Origin of the sequence: Motilimonas eburnea, from assembly GCF_021295345.1 — a bacterium.
GTDB lineage: Bacteria > Pseudomonadota > Gammaproteobacteria > Enterobacterales > CBDFNC01 > Motilimonas > Motilimonas eburnea.
The window spans coordinates 74,537-91,541 of record NZ_JAIMJB010000011.1 but is presented as its reverse complement, the minus strand read 5'-3'; the positions used below and the strand labels follow the sequence as shown (position 1 = coordinate 91,541).

The 17,005-nt window shown below is 47.1% G+C and carries 20 protein-coding genes; 9 read left to right on the top strand and 11 right to left on the bottom strand.

All coding sequences use genetic code 11. The features are described from left to right. Positions 1 to 74: 74 nt before the first annotated feature. The 3 genes from dapB to aroE form a co-directional block, all read right to left on the bottom strand. A complete protein-coding gene (gene dapB / locus K6Y21_RS12345; protein ID WP_233072160.1) occupies positions 75 to 806 on the bottom strand; it encodes a 4-hydroxy-tetrahydrodipicolinate reductase in 732 nt (243 codons plus the stop codon). A gap of 385 nt (positions 807 to 1,191) precedes the next feature. Next, complete coding sequence (locus K6Y21_RS12335; RefSeq protein ID WP_233072159.1) at positions 1,192 to 1,449, bottom strand: DUF1488 family protein; 258 nt, start codon at positions 1,447 to 1,449, stop codon at positions 1,192 to 1,194. Between the two features lie 4 nt (positions 1,450 to 1,453). Further along, complete coding sequence (gene aroE / locus K6Y21_RS12330; protein ID WP_233072158.1) at positions 1,454 to 2,272, bottom strand: shikimate dehydrogenase; 819 nt, start codon at positions 2,270 to 2,272, stop codon at positions 1,454 to 1,456. A 107-nt stretch (positions 2,273 to 2,379) separates the two neighbouring features. Between aroE and K6Y21_RS12325 the strand changes: the two genes are divergently transcribed. Further along, positions 2,380 to 2,808, top strand: a complete 429-nt coding sequence (locus K6Y21_RS12325; protein WP_233072157.1) for a group II truncated hemoglobin — start codon at positions 2,380 to 2,382, stop codon at positions 2,806 to 2,808. 10 nt (positions 2,809 to 2,818) lie between these two features. Here K6Y21_RS12325 and hemF read toward each other — a convergent pair whose 3' ends face one another. The 5 genes from hemF to K6Y21_RS12300 form a co-directional block, all read right to left on the bottom strand. Further along, positions 2,819 to 3,724, bottom strand: coding sequence for an oxygen-dependent coproporphyrinogen oxidase (gene hemF / locus K6Y21_RS12320; RefSeq protein WP_233072156.1), 906 nt, complete (start codon positions 3,722 to 3,724; stop codon positions 2,819 to 2,821). A 58-nt stretch (positions 3,725 to 3,782) separates the two neighbouring features. Continuing rightward, positions 3,783 to 4,337 (bottom strand): DNA topoisomerase family protein, encoded by a 555-nt coding sequence (locus K6Y21_RS12315; RefSeq protein ID WP_233072155.1) that lies wholly within the window; start codon positions 4,335 to 4,337, stop codon positions 3,783 to 3,785. 147 nt (positions 4,338 to 4,484) lie between these two features. After that, positions 4,485 to 4,958, bottom strand: a complete 474-nt coding sequence (locus K6Y21_RS12310) for a DUF494 family protein (protein ID WP_233072154.1) — start codon at positions 4,956 to 4,958, stop codon at positions 4,485 to 4,487. Positions 4,959 to 4,960: 2 nt separating this feature from the next. After that, a complete protein-coding gene (dprA, locus tag K6Y21_RS12305) occupies positions 4,961 to 6,079 on the bottom strand; it encodes a DNA-processing protein DprA (protein WP_233072153.1) in 1,119 nt (372 codons plus the stop codon). Continuing rightward, positions 6,054 to 7,145: a LysM peptidoglycan-binding domain-containing protein gene (locus tag K6Y21_RS12300; protein WP_233072152.1), complete on the bottom strand. Its 1,092-nt coding sequence runs from the start codon at positions 7,143 to 7,145 to the stop codon at positions 6,054 to 6,056. Before K6Y21_RS12300 ends, dprA begins: the two co-directional genes overlap by 26 nt. Positions 7,146 to 7,247: 102 nt before the next feature. On the opposite strand from K6Y21_RS12300, the gene def reads away from it, so the two are divergent. From def to K6Y21_RS12265, 7 genes are all read left to right on the top strand, one after another. Further along, positions 7,248 to 7,748, top strand: a complete 501-nt coding sequence (gene def, locus K6Y21_RS12295; RefSeq protein WP_233072151.1) for a peptide deformylase — start codon at positions 7,248 to 7,250, stop codon at positions 7,746 to 7,748. An 85-nt stretch (positions 7,749 to 7,833) separates the two neighbouring features. Beyond that, positions 7,834 to 8,781: a methionyl-tRNA formyltransferase gene (gene fmt, locus K6Y21_RS12290; RefSeq protein ID WP_233072150.1), complete on the top strand. Its 948-nt coding sequence runs from the start codon at positions 7,834 to 7,836 to the stop codon at positions 8,779 to 8,781. Next, positions 8,735 to 10,072, top strand: a complete 1,338-nt coding sequence (gene rsmB / locus K6Y21_RS12285) for a 16S rRNA (cytosine(967)-C(5))-methyltransferase RsmB (protein WP_233072149.1) — start codon at positions 8,735 to 8,737, stop codon at positions 10,070 to 10,072. The genes fmt and rsmB overlap by 47 nt, the downstream gene beginning before the upstream one ends. Before the next feature lie 34 nt (positions 10,073 to 10,106). Further along, on the top strand, positions 10,107 to 11,483 hold the full coding sequence (trkA, locus tag K6Y21_RS12280; protein ID WP_233072148.1) for a Trk system potassium transporter TrkA: 1,377 nt from the start codon (positions 10,107 to 10,109) through the stop codon (positions 11,481 to 11,483). A 16-nt stretch (positions 11,484 to 11,499) separates the two neighbouring features. Further along, positions 11,500 to 12,945, top strand: a complete 1,446-nt coding sequence (locus K6Y21_RS12275) for a TrkH family potassium uptake protein (protein WP_233072147.1) — start codon at positions 11,500 to 11,502, stop codon at positions 12,943 to 12,945. A gap of 2 nt (positions 12,946 to 12,947) precedes the next feature. Then, positions 12,948 to 13,685 carry a glycerophosphodiester phosphodiesterase family protein gene (locus tag K6Y21_RS12270; RefSeq protein ID WP_233072146.1) on the top strand — a complete coding sequence of 246 codons (738 nt, stop codon included), beginning with the start codon at positions 12,948 to 12,950 and terminating at the stop codon, positions 13,683 to 13,685. Between the two features lie 125 nt (positions 13,686 to 13,810). Beyond that, complete coding sequence (locus K6Y21_RS12265; protein WP_233072145.1) at positions 13,811 to 14,095, top strand: hypothetical protein; 285 nt, start codon at positions 13,811 to 13,813, stop codon at positions 14,093 to 14,095. Here K6Y21_RS12265 and rmuC read toward each other — a convergent pair. Genes rmuC through K6Y21_RS12250 form a run of 3 tightly spaced genes read right to left on the bottom strand, consistent with a single transcriptional unit; the run spans position 14,081 to position 16,072 of the window. After that, positions 14,081 to 15,451, bottom strand: coding sequence for a DNA recombination protein RmuC (gene rmuC / locus K6Y21_RS12260; protein WP_233072144.1), 1,371 nt, complete (start codon positions 15,449 to 15,451; stop codon positions 14,081 to 14,083). The two genes, K6Y21_RS12265 and rmuC, sit on opposite strands and share 15 nt — an antisense overlap. Next, complete coding sequence (locus K6Y21_RS12255; RefSeq protein WP_233072143.1) at positions 15,451 to 15,687, bottom strand: hypothetical protein; 237 nt, start codon at positions 15,685 to 15,687, stop codon at positions 15,451 to 15,453. The genes rmuC and K6Y21_RS12255 overlap by 1 nt, the downstream gene beginning before the upstream one ends. Then, the gene (locus tag K6Y21_RS12250) at positions 15,677 to 16,072 is read right to left on the bottom strand and encodes a SirB2 family protein (protein WP_233072142.1); all 396 of its coding nucleotides are present in this window, start codon (positions 16,070 to 16,072) and stop codon (positions 15,677 to 15,679) included. Before K6Y21_RS12250 ends, K6Y21_RS12255 begins: the two co-directional genes overlap by 11 nt. Before the next feature lie 282 nt (positions 16,073 to 16,354). Here K6Y21_RS12250 and K6Y21_RS12245 point away from each other — a divergent pair, with 282 nt between their 5' ends. Beyond that, positions 16,355 to 16,564 (top strand): hypothetical protein, encoded by a 210-nt coding sequence (locus K6Y21_RS12245; RefSeq protein ID WP_233072141.1) that lies wholly within the window; start codon positions 16,355 to 16,357, stop codon positions 16,562 to 16,564. The last annotated feature ends 441 nt before the right edge of the window (positions 16,565 to 17,005 follow it).

Sequence of the window (17,005 nt, the reverse complement as noted above, 5' to 3'; positions counted from 1 at the left end):
CTATCATCCGGACACAAAAAAGGACTGCAATAACAGTCCTTGTTATAAAAAGTTCAACCTAGATTAAAGGCGTATTAGTCCATCAAATGCTCTAGCCCATAAACCAATTGCTCACGGGTCATCACTTGCTTACAAGCTAAACAGATGCCCGGCATAAACGACTCACGATGCTGTGAATTATGCTCAATCTTTAGGGTTTCACTTAAGCCACCAAAAAACACGGTTTGTTGCGCAACGACACCTGGCAGACGAACCGAATGTAATGGTACATCATGTAACTTAGCACCACGCGCGCCAGCGATTAACTCTTTATCCGAAGTCGGGGTTGCCGCTTTAGTGCGCGCTTGGGCAATCAACTCAACGGTGCGAACGCCCGTGCCCGATGGGCTTTCTTCTTTTTGTGGGCTATGGGCTTCAATCACTTCCACATCGGGTAGGTACTTAGCCGCTTCGGCAGCAAACTTCATCATCAATACCGCACCCACCGAAAAGTTAGGCGCAATCAAACCGCCTAATTTCTTGTCAATCGACAATTGTTGCAGTTCTTCAACTTGATGTTGCTGAAAACCGCTGGTGCCAATAACAGGGCGAGCGCCGGCATTTAAAATGGTTTGGGTATTATTGTAACCCGCTGATGCTGCGGTTAAATCAACCACAACCTCGGCTTGGGTTTCGGCAATTTTAGCCGCCAGATCATCACCCACATCCGCTTCACCCACTAGGGTTAGCTCAGGATCATTGGTGATGGCTTTAACTGCTTCACTGCCCATGCGTCCTTTTGCGCCATTAACTAATACTTTAACCACTTTGTTCTCCTCACATCCTTGGGTTGCATGGTTTCATGCATTATTGCCGTTTAGGGTAATTTCTCCCCCGCGGCTTGTCTATAACTAAAAAAGTTAGTTTTGCTAGGGTTTTCCCTGATAACTAGGGCCTGTTGACCTTTGGAGCTTGTTTTTGCAGCGATTTGTTGGGTATTTATACCAGGCAGTGACTTTGTGGCATAGTCACCTACGCGAAAAGGCGCTAACGCAGTAGAAATGACCAACAAACGCTGTCCTTTGGATTCGGCTAAAAGCGTTTTGCGCGTCGTTGAGCGGTCTTTACTTAGAATGCTAAGCTACACACCGCTCGCCTTGCTCAAAACGCTTTTATCTCGAACAAAAATTAACCACGAAAGGTCAACAGGCCCTAGAACCGGATCACGCCATCTTGATCGAATTCCTCGTCTTGGATCATAGCTTCGACTTGCTCTTCAATATCAAACCTTAGCAGTTCAAATAAGGCGAGGATGTCGGCCTGGTTTTGCACCTTGGGATCATGCTGCTGCAACCAAGCTAAACTGGCTTGACAAGGAATCAGCTGCCCAGCGTTTAGAGCCGGAAATTCAACCACTTGGTTTTCGCTATTCCACTCTTGCTGATCAGGAAATTGAATACTTTGATTCATCGGCTCACACCGCTAGGTTGCGGCGAAGTTCAGACATCACCTGCTTGCTGCCCGGTTTAATGCCACGCCAAACCGCGAAACTCTCCGCCGCTTGGCCAACGAGCATGCCTAAGCCGTCCAGCACTACCCGAGCCCCAGCCTGTTTCGCCCACGTCATAAATACGGTGTCGGCTGAGCCATACATCATGTCATAGACAGAGGTTTCAGGACGTACCAGCGTCTGACTAATCGGAGGCAAGTCACCGCTTAGGCTGGCCGAGGTAGAATTAATAATGACATCAAACTCGCCCTCTAAATCGGCAAATGAGATAGCAGAAACAGGGCCATGTTCACTGAACAAATCAGCCAACAATTGCGCCTTTGCATGAGTACGATTAGCTATCACCAAAGAGGTTGGCTGTTCGTCTAATAAAGGCCCACATACTCCGCGCGCCGCGCCGCCTGCACCTAACAGCAATATACGAGCGCCTTTAAGCTCAACGTGGTGATTTTTCAGATCTTGCACTAACCCTGCGCCATCTGTGTTATCACCGATAATTTGACCATCATCGGTCAGCTTTAAGGTATTCACCGCCCCCGCTAATTGAGCGCGAGGAGTCAGGCGATCCGCGGCTGCAAAGGCTTGCTCCTTAAACGGCACCGTTACATTGCACCCTTTCCCACCTTCTGCGAAGAAACGCGACAATTCCCCTTTAAAGTCATCCAGCGGCGCTTCAATGGCGCAGTAGCTCATATCTTCATGGGTTTGACGCGCAAACAGGGTGTGAATAAATGGGGACTTACTGTGGCCGATCGGATGACCAAAAACTGCGTACTTATCCATGTGATACCTTTATAATGTTGCGTAATTCATAGCACTCATTGCCAGCTTAACATTCACCATGAAGCCAACTGATTGCTAATTATTCCATTTACAGCAAATTGTTAACAATGAAATTAATAAAAAAACTGTTTTCCAAATCCGCAGCGAGCAAGCCTGTTGAGCCACTTACCCCTTATCAATTACTCGGTGGCGAGCTTGGCGTGCGGGCACTGGCCAATGACTTTTACGACATTATGGAGAGCGCACCAGAAGCCGCTGACTTATACGCCATTCATCCTAAGCCCCTTGATGCCATCAGAGAAAAGTTCTTTGAGTTTCTCTCGGGCTGGACCGGTGGGCCGCCGCTGTTTGAACAAAAGTATGGCCACCCTCGTCTGCGCGCCAGACACTTACCCTTTAAGGTGGACTGTAAAATGCGCGATCAATGGATGTTTTGTATGAACCAAGCCTTAGATCGCCAAGTCGGCAATGTTGAACTTCGCGAGCAAATGCGCGCATCACTGGATCAGCTCGCCAGTCATATGCGTAATCAGTAAATAACGCCGATTATAGCCAATGGCGAGGCACTAAATAATCGGCCAATTTAGCTTCTAAGCTACCTGCTTCGGGTTGAAATGCATATTCCCAACGCACCAGTGGTGGCATCGACATTAAGATAGATTCGGTTCGACCGCCGCTTTGTAACCCAAACAAGGTGCCGCGATCCCAAACTAAGTTGAACTCGACATAACGACCACGGCGATACAGTTGAAAATCTCGTTGCTGCTCGGTAAAGGGGGTGGCTTTACGACGTTCAATGATTGGCAGGTAAGCCTCGCAATAGCCATTACCAACGGCCTGCATAAAGGCGAAACAATCTTCAAATGGCCATTGATTTAAGTCATCAAAGAATAATCCGCCCACACCACGGGTTTCATTGCGGTGCTTCAAGAAGAAATACTCATCACACCAGTTTTTATACTCAGGATACACTTTCTCACCAAAGGGGTGACATAAATCATGGGCCACTTGGTGCCAGTGCTGACAATCTTCATCCACGGGGTAAAACGGCGTTAAATCAAAGCCACCGCCAAACCACCAAACTGGATCCTCGCCGTCTTTTTCGGCGATAAAGAAACGCACATTGGCATGGGAAGTTGGCACATGGGGGTTATGCGGGTGGATCACCAACGACACGCCCATGGCTTCAAAGCGACGACCGGCGAGTTCAGGTCGATGTGCGGTTGCAGACGCCGGCATTTTATCACCCGAGATATGAGAAAAGTTCACACCGCCTTGCTCGATCACCGTACCATTGCGCAGTACCCGAGTGCGACCACCGCCGCCTTCTTCACGCTGCCAATTGTCTTCGACAAACACACCGCTGCCATCAGCTTGCATTAACTTATTACAAATTTGATCTTGTAGTTGCAATAAATAGGCTTTCACTTGGGCTTTATCTGGCAACGCCATGTTCTTTATTCCTTATAGTGTTTCGAAATCAATGGAGGACTTTATCCAACCAAGCTCATCAAAGTGGCTCACTTTTATAGCCACACTTTTTTTGTGGGCAGACAAGGCGCAGCCCTGCAGCGGTTTTTTTCTCGGTCAATATGCCCCAACCGCAATCGGGACAAGCTTGAGGAACGGGCTTTTCATTAACGGCATACTTACACTTGGGATAACTATCACAGGCATAAAATAATTTGCCATAACGAGACTGACGCTCAACCAAGCTGCCCTTATGACAACTCGGACAAGGTATATTGGTGTTGTCCTTATGGGATAAAGACTCGATATGATGACAATCTGGAAAACCAGTACAACCGATAAACATGCCGTAACGGCCTTGTTTAATGGCGAGCTCACGATGACACTCGGGGCATTCACTGCCGCTAAGTATCTTAGTGATATCACCATGATGGTGAAGCGGGCGCATGTAGTCACAGCTTGGATAAGCACTGCAACCTAAAAAAGGGCCATGCTTACTATTTTTAATCTGTAAATCACTGCCACATTGCGGGCAAGCTTCTTTTTCCAATGCGTGCTCATGAGCTGAAAACAGAGCATGATCGATCTTAGACACAATCGCCTCACTAATGAATACCAACACGCAGATTCTAACAGACTCAAATTGACTCTGGCAGTTCAATTTTCAAAGCGAGGGGTATCAGGGTAATTTGGGGGGACGGGTAAGGGAAAGGATTACCTTTCCTCTACACCCGGAAGTGGATTAATGTACAGGACCGTCGTTAACATCGAATAACAAATCTTCCATCTGTTGGTAGGCATTTTCACTGCCTGGTACATTAAACAGCACCATCAGCACCACCCACTTGAGGTCTTCCAGATCAAATTCGTTGTTGTCTAACTCCATCACTCTGTCGATAACCATCTCTCTGGTTTCAGAGTTCAGCAGTTTTATCTGTTCCAAATATAATAAGAATCCTCGGCACTCGGTATCGAGGCGATTCATCTCTTCCTGAGTGTAAATACGAATCGAGTTTTGCACATCGCGACAAAGATATGGGTTCTCGTCATTGTTCTGCAAATCAGCTAATTTTTCTAGCCAATCCAATGCCTTGTATATCTCTTCTTGATGAAAACCCGCACGGGTTAATTCTTCTGTAAGTTCCTCCTGATCAACAAGTAATTCAGAATCGCTGTGTATATATGTTTCAAACAGGTACATGAGGATGTCGAACATAACTAATCCCTCCTCAGTCTGACGTATCCATCGGGCACTTGTGCAATCCAACCGTCGAGTTCAAGTTCCAGCAGTTGAGTTTGTACTAAATGCACAGGTTCTCCGCTACGTTCAACCACCAAATCAATTGAGGTGGCTTCAAATCCTACACTATCCAACAAAGTTGGAAATGGCAACGTATTTCCCGTGTTTTTCTCCTCTGTTAAAGCCAACTGTTGTGGCTGTGGGCTCATTATTAATTGTAGCTCATCCATTATATCGGCCGTTTCGGTAACCAGTTTAGCCCCTTGTTTAATGAGCCAATGACAACCACAAGCCTGCGCGTTATCAATCGAGCCTGGTAAGGCAAACACCTCCCTATTTTGCTCTAGCGCATACTTAGCGGTAATTAAGGAGCCGCTCTTAAGAGAGGCCTCAATCACTAAGGTCCCCAAGCTCAACCCTGAGATAATACGATTGCGGCGGGGAAAATGTTTAGCCAGAGGAGGAGAATTTGGCCAAAACTCAGAAATAATTAACCCCTTTTGCCTAATGTCCGCCGCTAAAGCCATGTTGCGCTTGGGGTAGACATTAGCCAACCCCGAGCCTAATACGGCAATCGTTCCCCCTCGGGCAAGCAGCGCCCCTTGGTGCGCGTTGGCATCAATCCCTAAGGCTAAACCACTCGTAATAACAAGGCCTTGCTGGCTTAACTGCCGCGCGAATAATTGTGCCTTTTCACGGCCGTAATGGGTGCTATGACGGCTACCGATGACCGCGATCTGTGGCTGCTGTAATAAGCCTAAATCACCTTGGGCAAATAAAACCAATGGTGGGCTTGCAATCTCTTTTAATTGGGCGGGATAGCGGGTATCGGTATAACAAAGCACAGAGGCGTCATGCTGGTTAACCCACTCTATATGGGCATTGAACCCTTGCCAGTCAGGGTGTTTGATTGCTTGAATTTGGGGCGGTTTTAGGGCTAATGCGTGAAGTTCACTGGTGGCGAGTTGAAACAGTTGGCTCAAGCCAAATCGGGCAACCAGTGCTAAGGCGCGTTGACAGCCAAGCCCTGGTATAGCTTGCAGCGCTAACCAGAGCTTTGCATCATCTTGACTAGAACTCGACCCCTTGAATGTCAAAGTGTCGACCCACTAAATCTTTGCCGCGAACAATAATGGCAATACTGGATTTTTCATAAGTCTTAAATACCATCATCATGCCAATCGTCTCTTCGGGCAAGGTCAGGCTCTTATCACCTGTTGAGAATACCTGCTCAAACTTATTGGCATCTTCTTCATAAACGATTTTCTCACCACGCTGTATCACCGTGGCCCCCGGCTGTTTAATACTAAAGATAGCACCTGGGGCGATTTGATCACGCTGGCCTAAGTTAATCACCACGATATCACCTCTGCCTAAAGCCGTTTTTTCTGTTAAGGCATCAACAATATAACCGCGCATTTCAACAGGGGTAGAAGTTGGGATAAAAAATGCGGGTAATACATCGTATTCTGGAATAGGCAAAATAATGTCACCCAGTTTGGCTTCAAGGGCACTTTGCGTCATCACTAAAGGTGTCACTTCTGCCGTCGCCTTCACCCCTTCGTCTTGGTTAACCTGAGCGGATCCGATGTAGGCCAATTTTGAGCCCAGTACTTCCTTTGTGGTTTTATCTGTGTAAGTCGGGCCAACACGGTACACGCCGTAATGCACATTTGGCTCAAACTGACCCTCGCCATAGAAGGTGTGCCCCTTGGTAATGCGCGTGCTGCGATTATTTTGTCCCATCACCCTTGGCGAGCCTTTAAGTAGGCTTTCGTCAATAATATGGTCTTTTGTCAAGAAAGGCTCAATGATATTAAGAGGGACCGTAGGCACCGCCGAACGCTTTTCTTCAATGCGCGGCTTAGGCGACATTTTTTTCAGACGCTTACGGCCTAACTGAGGCTGACCATCAACCCAAGTTAAATACAATTTATCGCCAGGATAGATAAGGTGCGGGTTTTTAACCTGTGGATTGGTTTGCCACAAACGCGGCCACAACCAAGGCGAATCAAGAAAATAAGCCGAAATATCCCAGAGGGTGTCGCCTTTTTTAACGATGTAACTATCTGGATGGCCTTCTTTTAATTTCAAAGTGTCCGCGGTCACGGAGAACGACAGCAACGCCCCAAATAAGACTGTCGCAACTTGTTTAAATTTCATAACTCTCCCTGTGTAGGCATTTAGTCTGTCAATTCACCGCAGAAGTGGCTAGAATTGAAACAATCCATATAATCACATTTATAGTTGTATCAAGATAATAACATGGCTTTGCTCGAAGTATTACATTTTCCAGACGAACGTCTAAGAACAGTTGCTAAACCTGTTGCACAGGTCACACCTCAAATAAAACAAATTGTTGAGGATATGTTTGACACTATGTATGAGGAAGAAGGCATCGGCCTTGCGGCAACACAAGTTAATATACATCAACGAATTGTAGTAATTGATGTATCAGAAGATCGGGATCAGCGCCTCGTTCTCATCAACCCTGAAATCATCGAAACATCAGGGGTTGAGACCATGGAAGAAGGTTGTCTGTCCGTGCCAGATACCCGTGCCGAAGTGCAACGTGCCGATAAAATCAAGGTTCGTTCACTTAACCTTGACGGTGAAACCGTCGAGTTCGAAGCGGATGAATTGCTGGCGGTATGTATTCAACACGAACTTGATCACCTTGATGGCAAACTCTTTATTGATTACCTGTCGCCACTCAAGCGCCAGCGTATCAAAACCAAGTTAGAAAAAGCCAAGCGCCGAGGTTAATCACTCGTTTCCTTGCCCAGCAAATTACCTAGTATTTTCCTTTGCTGGGCAGTTACCCTCTGCTCAACAACTATATGGAAGCATCTTGAAATCACTTAATATTGTATTTGCTGGCACCCCAGACTTCGCAGCTCGCCATTTAGCAGCGCTGATTGCAGCTGACTGCAACCTAGTAGGCGTCTACACCCAACCCGATCGCCCTGCAGGCCGCGGCAAAAAGCTTACTCCTAGTGCGGTAAAAAGCTTAGCCCTTGAACATCAAATCCCCGTTTTTCAGCCCGAGAATTTTAAATCCGAGCAAGCCAAAGCTGAGCTAGCCGCATTAAATGCTGATTTAATGATAGTGGTTGCCTACGGCTTACTCTTGCCGATCGAAGTATTGAACACTCCTCGCTTAGGCTGCATTAATGTTCATGGCTCACTATTACCACGCTGGCGTGGTGCAGCCCCCATCCAGCGCGCCATTTGGGCAGGCGATGCCACCACAGGTGTCACCATCATGCAAATGGATATCGGCTTAGACACGGGCGACATGCTCAGTAAAAGTGAGCTTCCTATATTAGCAACAGACACCAGTGCAACCTTATATGAAAAATTAGCGGAGCTTGGGCCTAGCGCATTACTGGAAACCGTTGACGCCCTTGCCAATGGCACTGCCGTTGCGATTAAACAAAATGATGATGAAGCCAACTACGCGAAAAAATTATCCAAGGAAGAAGCCTTAATTGACTGGCAACAAGGGGCAGCCTTTATTGAACGCTGTATTCGTGCCTTCAACCCTTGGCCTTGCTCCTTTTTTCAACATCAAGGTCAAAACATTAAAGTTTGGCAGGCGCAGGTGCTCGATACCCAGACTAACGCCCATCCAGGCACGATTTTAGCTGCCGATAAAAATGGCATTCAGGTGGCCACCGGTGATGGCGTATTAAATCTGCTGCAGATTCAAATTCCGGGGAAAAAAGCCATGGCAGTACAAGATGTACTTAATGCAAAACAAGATTGGTTTATCGCGGGGCAACAACTTGGCCAATAACAATGTGCGAGCCGCTGCGGCTCAAGTACTCAATGCAGTAGTCGAGCAAGGTGAATCACTCAGTACCGCCTTGCCGCGCGCACAGCAAAATGTTGCGCCTCGCGACAAGGGGCTGCTGCAAGAGCTTTGCTATGGCGTATTACGCTGGTTGCCGCGACTGGAGTATTTTTGCAATAGTTTAATGGACAAGCCGCTTACCAAGAAAAAGCGCCCGTTGCATTTTCTGGTTTTGGTGGGGATGTACCAGTTACTCTACACTCGGATCCCACCTCATGCCGCCGTTGCCGATACGGTTAATGGGGTAAAAGATCTCAAGGCGCCCGCCTTAAAAGGCCTGATTAACGCCGTGCTGCGCAATTTTCAGCGCCAACAACAAAGCTTATTGGCCGATGTCGACAACAACCTCACCCTGAAATACTGCTACCCAAGCTGGCTGGTTAAACGTCTACAAGCTCACTATCCACAACAATTCACCGCTATTCTCGAAGCGGGTAATGAGCGCGCACCGATGTGGCTAAGGGTTAATCGTCAACATCACAGCTTAGCCGAGTACCAGCAAAGGTTAATACAAGCTGAGCTAGCCTGCACAAGCAGCGACATCTCACCTCAAGCATTACGCCTTGAGCAACCAGTGGATGTCAACGTGTTACCCGATTTTGTCTCGGGCGCGTGCTCGGTACAAGATGCGGCCGCACAAATGGCGGCGAAATTATTAGATGCCCAGCCCAATGAGCACATCCTCGATGCCTGTGCGGCGCCTGGTGGCAAGACGGCTCATATCCTCGAAAATCAGCCACAACTAGCCAGTATGACGGCCATCGACTTTGATCAAAAGCGCTTAGCCCGTGTGCAAGAGAATTTAGATCGCATTGGTCTTAAGGCCAAATTGATCCATGGTGATGCCAGCGCACCAGATATTTGGTGGGATGGCCAACAATATGACCGTATTCTATTAGACGCCCCTTGCAGCGCCACCGGCGTGATCCGACGCCATCCAGACATAAAATGGTTACGCCGCGACAGCGACATAGCCGAGTTAGTGCAACTGCAACGCGCCATCCTCAAAGCAAATTGGTCGTTACTTAAATCTGGTGGCACGTTGCTATATGCCACTTGTTCCATTTTATCTGATGAAAATGAGCAGCAAATCAAAGACTTTTTAGCAGAAAACAAGGACGCTATACTGCAACCACTCCATCAAGATGACACCCCAGATAAACCTGGGTGGCAAATTCTACCGGGCCAGCAGGAAATGGATGGTTTTTACTACGCGAAAATAAGCAAGGCATAAGACCTGATTAAAGGGCCGTAATTAAGGGACACAAATGAAAATCATCATTCTGGGTGCAGGACAAGTTGGCGGGACGCTGGCAGAAAACCTTGTTGGCGAAAACAACGACATCACCATCGTTGACCAAAATGAAGATAACTTAAGAGAGCTGCAAGACAAATTTGACTTGCGAGTCGTGCAAGGTCATGCCGCTCATCCTCATGTGTTACGTGAGGCAGGTGCAGAAGATGCCGACATGCTCGTCGCGGTGACCAACAGCGATGAAACCAACATGGTGGCCTGTCAGGTTGCTTACTCTTTATTTAATACCCCAAATAAAGTTGCGCGGATCCGCTCTTCGGCGTTACTGCGTGAGAAAGAGCGCCTGTTCAATAATGAAAACGTGCCCATTGACCACCTGATCGCTCCTGAGCAGTTAGTGACCGACTACATTAAGCGATTAATTGACTACCCCGGCGCCCTTCAAGTGGTTGATTTTGCGGAGGGTAAAGTCGGTTTAGTGGCAGTAAAAGCCTACTACGGTGGCCCCTTAGTCGGTAACGCATTGGCCGCACTAAAAGAGCATATGCCTAACATTGAAACGCGCGTGGCCGCTATCTTTCGTCAAGGTAATGCCATTCGCCCGCAAGGCACCACTATCATCGAAGCGGATGATGAAGTCTTCTTCGTGGCTGCTAGCGCGCATATTCGTGCGGTAATGAGCGAGCTGCAAAAGCTAGAGCGCCCCTATTTGCGCATCATGATCGTCGGTGGCGGTAATATCGGTGCGGGTTTAGCCAAAGCACTAGAGAAAAACTACAGTGTTAAGTTGATTGAGCGTGATTACAAACGCGCCGAACGCTTATCTGAGCTGCTGGATAATACGATTGTTTTTTCGGGTGATGCCTCCGATCATGAGCTGCTAACCGAAGAGCACATCGACCAGACCGACGTATTTATCGCCGTGACCAACGATGATGAAGCGAACATCATGTCTGCCATGTTAGCGAAACAGCTCGGCGCCAAAAAGGTCATGGTATTGATCCAACGAGGCGCTTACGTTGACTTAGTGCAAGGTGGCCCTATCGATATTGCTATTTCACCGCAACAGGCAACGATTTCGGCCCTGCTGACCCATGTACGCAAGGCCGATCTGGCGAATGTTTACTCATTGCGACGCGGCGCCGCCGAAGCCATCGAGGCCATCGCCCATGGCGACAAAATCACCTCCAAAGTGGTTGGCCGCAAATTAAGTGAATTAAAATTACCACCGGGCACCACGATTGGCGCCATTGTTCGGGGCGATGAGGTGCTCATAGCCCACGACCATACCGTCATTGAACAAGATGATCACGTGGTGATGTTCTTAGTTAACAAACGCTTTATTCCGGAAGTCGAACGCTTATTTCAACCGAGTCCTTTCTTCCTATAACGCAGGGATTGATTCAATGTTAAACTACAAGCCCCTTTTGTTTATCACTGGGTTGATCCTCTCAAAGTTATCCTTATTTATGTACATACCTATGCTGCTGGCCTTATTGACTGGCGGTGTAGGCAGCAAAGAATTCTTTGTTTCGATTCTACTTAGCCATACCGTCGCCTTCTTGCTGCTGCATTTTGGCCGAGTCAAAACCTTTCGCCTCGGGGTGCGCGAAATGTTTTTGCTTACCACGGTCGTTTGGGTAGTGGGGAGTGCCTTCGCCGCCCTCCCCTTGATGCTTATCGAGCATATTAGTTACACCGACGCCTATTTTGAAACCATGTCCGGTATCACAACCACAGGCAGCACGGTGCTCAGCGGCCTCGACACCATGCCCCACAGCGTGCTGGTGTGGCGCTCTATTTTGCAATGGCTGGGCGGTATCGGCTTTATTGTAATGGGCGTGGCCATTTTGCCATTTTTAAACGTCGGTGGTATGCGCCTGTTCCAAACCGAATCTTCAGAATGGTCAGATAAAAGTACGCCTAAAACACAGCAACTGGCTGGGCAGATATTGCAGGTTTATGTGATCCTTACCTTGCTCTGTTATTTAGGCTATCTGCTGGCAGGTATGACGCAGTTTGAAGCCATCAATCATGCCATGACCACTTTATCCACTGGGGGGTATTCAACCTCAGATAGCTCCATGTCACACTTTAGCGCCGCGGCACATTGGAATGCCTGCTTGTTTATGTTCTTGGGTGGGCTCCCCTTTTTACTGATTATCCATGCCTTTAAAAGACGCAACTCAAAGCACATCTATCGCGACGCCCAAGTACTCGGTTTCGTGAAACTCGTCTTGCTAAGTAGCCTTATGATTAGCTTATATTTATGGCTGCGCGGTACTTTTGATCTGTTTGACGCCATACGTATTAGTTTATTTAATGTGATTTCAGTGGTCACCACCACGGGCTTTGGTCTGTCTGACTTTAGTGCATGGGGGCCCTTCACCACGATTCTATTTTTCTTTTTATTGTTTGCTGGCGCTTGCTCGGGCTCCACCTCAGGCGGGATCAAGGTATTTCGCTTTCAGATTGCAGCTACCCTGCTAAAAAAACAAACATTACAATTACTTCACCCGCGTGGCGTATTTCCCCAAAACTACAATAAGCGCCGAGTGAGCGACGCCATTATTCGCTCACTCGTTGCCTTTATTTTGGCTTATTTTGCCACCATATTGGTGACGGCAGCCTTACTCGCTGCTTTTGGCTCGGATGTGGTTGTTTCTCTCACCGCTGCCATTACCGCGGTGTCAAATGTAGGCCCAGGACTCGGTGAGCTCATTGGCCCTTCGGGTAACTTTGCCAGCTTACCCGATATGTCAAAGTGGGTATTAAGTGTAGCCATGTTAATGGGCCGGCTTGAAATATTAACCGTAACCGTACTGTTTTTCCCTGCGTTTTGGCGGAGTTAACTATGACTGAAAAATGGCATTTACCGGCCATCATAGGGCATCGAGGCGTAAAAGCCCACGCCCCCGAAAATACCTTAGCCGGTTTTAGTTTAGCTGCCGAAATGGAGCTGCAGTGGATTGAAATAGACACCACCTTATGTGGTTCGGGTGAATGTGTGGTGCTACACGATGATACCCTGGCACGCTGTAGCAATGGTCAGGGTCAGGTTATTCAGCACCGCTTAGCCGAACTCAACCAATTAGACGCAGGAAGTTGGTTCTCAGCTCAATTTCAAGGCGAGCCTATTCCCAGCCTACAGCATGCCTTGGCCCATATCGACAAACTCGGCTTAGGGTTAAACTTGGAGATCAAGACCTACCAACATAGCCCCAATGTCATGGCGCAAGCCGTCTATCAAGAATTACAACGCGCCAACTTTAGCCGTCCATTATTAGTCAGTAGCTTTTGCCACCAAACCCTTGCCGCACTGCATCAGTTAGATCCCACACTCGCCATAGGCGTCTTGTTTGAAGCGCTACCTAGGGATTGGCTGACCATAGCCCAATCCCTCAATGCCATTAGCATTCATTGCGATGCCGATTTACTCAGTCAAGAGCAAGCGCAGCAAATTAGCACAGCAGGCTACCCCTTGCTTTGTTATACGGTTAATCACCTTGAGCAAGCCAAGAAACTCTGGTCTTGGGGGGTAAACAGTGTATTTAGCGACGATCCTTTAGCCTTGCAAGTGGAACTGAAGTAAGCTCACCACGTGATCCTGCTAGAAATAGTTGGCACGAATAAAGCATCTTAATGCGGTATGTGTTATAAACAGCTTGCTCTCTCAGATTTTTGCAGTGCGCAAAGCGCAAGATTAAAGAATAAATTATGAAACAAATAATGATCGTCGCCGCTTGTGTTGCTTTGTTTAACCCCGCTAGCCTACTGTATGCACAGTGTTATTTGGTGTCGGCGTTGCTTAATGGCAGCCAATCTCCCTTAGAAATCGTGCGCCAACAACCCACAAGCATTTCCTTGCAGGCAAATGTACACCCAAGCGAAGTGCATACTAAGTTGCAAACCCCGTTGCAAACTGAACGACAAACCGAATTGCGAAATGCCAATGTGGCCGGCCATGGCGACTTAACCACCCTATCGTTAGAGATTAAGTAGCCGCTTTTCAGCTACCTCGTCTTCTAACTCAGCCTCTTCTAATAAACGGTTAGGCAGGGTTTTATTAACTTCTGCTCCCAGACTTCTAAGTTGCTCAGCTTGCTGAACAACATTACCACGACCTTGTGAAAAACGCTTAATTGAGCGCTGGTAACTCGACTGCGCCTTATCTATCGATGCTCCCACCTCTAACAGATCTTCACTAAATAAGCGTAACTTTTCATATAAGTTGCCGGCCTTTTTCGCAATCAGCTGAGCATTTTCCTCTTGCCTTTGATAGCGCCATAGATTTTCTATGGTGCGCAGCGCTATCATCAGATTAGAAGGGCTAGCCAGCAAAATATTATGCTCCAACGCAAGCTTAACTAAACTAGGGTCTTCCTGCACCGCCAATAAAAATGCAGGCTCAACGGCAATAAATAACAATACATAATCTAAGCTGCGCACCCCTTCTAGTTTGTGATAATCCTTTTGCCCTAGGCCTTTAATATGATTTCGCACCGATAACACATGCTCGGTCAAAGCTTGTTTCTTAACGCTTTCGGATCCCGCATTAAAAAACCGCTCATAAGCCGTAAGGGATACCTTAGAATCAACAATGATGTCTTTGCCTTTAGGTAAGTGAACAATGACATCAGGCTGATAACGCCGCCCCTGTTCATTTTTCAGACTTTGCTGGATATCATACTCATGACCCAAACGCAGCCCTGAGTCTTCTAATATTCGCTGTAATATCACTTCCCCCCAATTGCCTTGCTGCTTGTTATCGCCCTTGAGCGCCTGGGTGAGGTTAGCCGCCTCTTCCACCATTCTTTGATTTAAGGTCGCTAATTTCTCCACTTCGACTTTTAAGCTATAACGTTCTTTGGCTTCATTGTTGTAGACGTCGGCCACCTGGCTTTTAAAACCAGCAAGCTGCTGCTGCAATGGATTAAGTAATAGCTCTAAGCTGTCACGATTGAGTGATTTAAACTTGGCGGTTTCTTGTTCATAGATCCGCTGTGACAAACGTTCAAACTGCTCAACGAGCTTTTGTTCTGATGCTGCCTGTTGCGCCAACCGCTCTTCACCCCGTTGACGTTCATGATGCAGTTGCACTTGTACCTCGCGATAACGGCTAGTCAGCTTAGTGATATGCTCTTGCTGCATATCCAACTTTGCCTGCTGGTGTTGCAATTGCTCTTGCAGCGTCAACTTATCTTGCTGCATATCACTTAATCGCTGTGACAATAGGGCGTTTTCAGTCACTAATGCTAACCCCTGTCGCTGTTTGCGCATGACCAGAGCAAATAATGCCATTAAGCCCACACTCACAAGGAGTAATAATAAGTGCATACTATTGAGCTCAAAAGGCATTAACGCTGCCCTCGCCGTAACAAGCGTTGTACTTTAGGGTTAAGCCACCACCAAATCATAATAAGCACGAAATACAACGCAAAAATTGTCACCTTATGCTGGTTAACCCCTTCATCTAATTCACTAAAGCTAACCGACATAACATTTGAGTACCCCCAAACTAACAAAGGAAATGCAGCTAAAATCAACAGTTTCCACAACACCCCAAAAACAGGTAATCGATACTCAAGATCCATAAAGCCCCCACCAAGATAAGCCTGATTTAGCCATAGCCACTCCTATCATGTAGCAGTATATCCCCGTTGCCGCGATTGCAAAGCCAAGTACCCCCTGATTAGTGCGACTGAACTTCAGGCTAACACTCCCCAAAGCGATGTATATCAGTAATGCCGTTAACTTGACCATAAGCCAATCTAACTGCCATGGCCAAATCGATAACGCGTAACAAAGCCAAGCGCCAATCAAGACAATTCCCGTGTCATTGCAATGGGGCAAGATTTTGAGCCATTTTACCCGACACCAAGGGTGCTGCATCAGGCGCAGCACGACCCGCCACCAAAATAACATCAGGCTTAACGCCACCAATAGTTGATGACTTTGTTTTATAAAGAGGTAATCCATAGGGGTAAAGAGTACACCTATCGCAGACCGCACCCAACTACTGACACAAAAAAATGATACCCTGTCTGCGTGGTTATGCTTAATTTCAGCCAGCGTTTACTACGACGCCTTGGTTTATTGATAAATATAATGTTAGCGATCAGTCCCTCTGGTTCTCGCCAAGGCTAGCAACCAACGCAGGCTGCAACAGAGTAAAATATTCTCATTGCTGCACTGTATTTAACTCGCCACTCAGGTAGAATGCTCTCGTCATTTTATAGTTATTTTTCAAGGAAGAAGTCAATGTTCAAGGTCTTGATCGTGTACCCTCTGGTGGCATTTATTTTACTCTGGATATGCAGTGACACTAAGATCAACGCATCTCTGTACAAATTTGAAGATAACTATGTTGAAATTCACTTCCCACGTGCCGAGTGGTCTGATGAATACATATTTGAATGGGTTTGGAATGCCCAAGAAATCCATCAAGACGTCAAAGAGCTAAATCAGTAAGCTTGGTTCGCGACCAAGAAAACAAAAAGCTTGGCGCACAGCCAAGCAAAACAACAAGCTTAGTTCGAAATCAAGATAGAAAAACAATACCTTGGCGCACAACCCAAACACTTGGTTTTTCCCATCCTCCCTCCCCATATCAAGGCGACAAAAGCTTAGGTTAAGCCTTGTATTGCTCAATATAAAAACTATATCCACCTGATAATGTTGCTTATTTGTTAACATAATAAACAGTAAGCTTGCGCCAATCCATTTATCTGCTATTGCTACCAGTTATCGGAACAGACAGTCTTTCTGTCGCATAGGCGTAGGCAGCGTGAAGAAATGCTTTATAGTAACCTCAGTTTTATGAAAACTGTCTAAAGCAATTTGTGTGCCTACACACTCTGATATCGAAGCTCCCTGCATGCGTTGAGTGATATTCTAGGCTAATGCCATCAC

What these genes read in the sequence shown, in the direction of transcription:
- rsmB (WP_233072149.1), top strand. Translation starts at nt 8,735, where the DNA reads ATGCAAAACAAGATTGGTTTATCGCGGGGCAACAACTTGGCCAATAAC.
- K6Y21_RS12250 (WP_233072142.1), bottom strand. Translation starts at nt 16,072, where the DNA reads ATGGATTACCTCTTTATAAAACAAAGTCATCAACTATTGGTGGCGTTA.
- hemF (WP_233072156.1), bottom strand. Translation starts at nt 3,724, where the DNA reads ATGGCGTTGCCAGATAAAGCCCAAGTGAAAGCCTATTTATTGCAACTA.
- trkA (WP_233072148.1), top strand. Translation starts at nt 10,107, where the DNA reads ATGAAAATCATCATTCTGGGTGCAGGACAAGTTGGCGGGACGCTGGCA.
- K6Y21_RS12265 (WP_233072145.1), top strand. Translation starts at nt 13,811, where the DNA reads ATGAAACAAATAATGATCGTCGCCGCTTGTGTTGCTTTGTTTAACCCC.
- rmuC (WP_233072144.1), bottom strand. Translation starts at nt 15,451, where the DNA reads ATGCCTTTTGAGCTCAATAGTATGCACTTATTATTACTCCTTGTGAGT.
- K6Y21_RS12310 (WP_233072154.1), bottom strand. Translation starts at nt 4,958, where the DNA reads ATGTTCGACATCCTCATGTACCTGTTTGAAACATATATACACAGCGAT.
- K6Y21_RS12270 (WP_233072146.1), top strand. Translation starts at nt 12,948, where the DNA reads ATGACTGAAAAATGGCATTTACCGGCCATCATAGGGCATCGAGGCGTA.
- K6Y21_RS12255 (WP_233072143.1), bottom strand. Translation starts at nt 15,687, where the DNA reads ATGGATCTTGAGTATCGATTACCTGTTTTTGGGGTGTTGTGGAAACTG.
- K6Y21_RS12335 (WP_233072159.1), bottom strand. Translation starts at nt 1,449, where the DNA reads ATGAATCAAAGTATTCAATTTCCTGATCAGCAAGAGTGGAATAGCGAA.
- K6Y21_RS12300 (WP_233072152.1), bottom strand. Translation starts at nt 7,145, where the DNA reads ATGAAATTTAAACAAGTTGCGACAGTCTTATTTGGGGCGTTGCTGTCG.
- K6Y21_RS12275 (WP_233072147.1), top strand. Translation starts at nt 11,500, where the DNA reads ATGTTAAACTACAAGCCCCTTTTGTTTATCACTGGGTTGATCCTCTCA.
- K6Y21_RS12245 (WP_233072141.1), top strand. Translation starts at nt 16,355, where the DNA reads ATGTTCAAGGTCTTGATCGTGTACCCTCTGGTGGCATTTATTTTACTC.
- aroE (WP_233072158.1), bottom strand. Translation starts at nt 2,272, where the DNA reads ATGGATAAGTACGCAGTTTTTGGTCATCCGATCGGCCACAGTAAGTCC.
- K6Y21_RS12325 (WP_233072157.1), top strand. Translation starts at nt 2,380, where the DNA reads ATGAAATTAATAAAAAAACTGTTTTCCAAATCCGCAGCGAGCAAGCCT.
- def (WP_233072151.1), top strand. Translation starts at nt 7,248, where the DNA reads ATGGCTTTGCTCGAAGTATTACATTTTCCAGACGAACGTCTAAGAACA.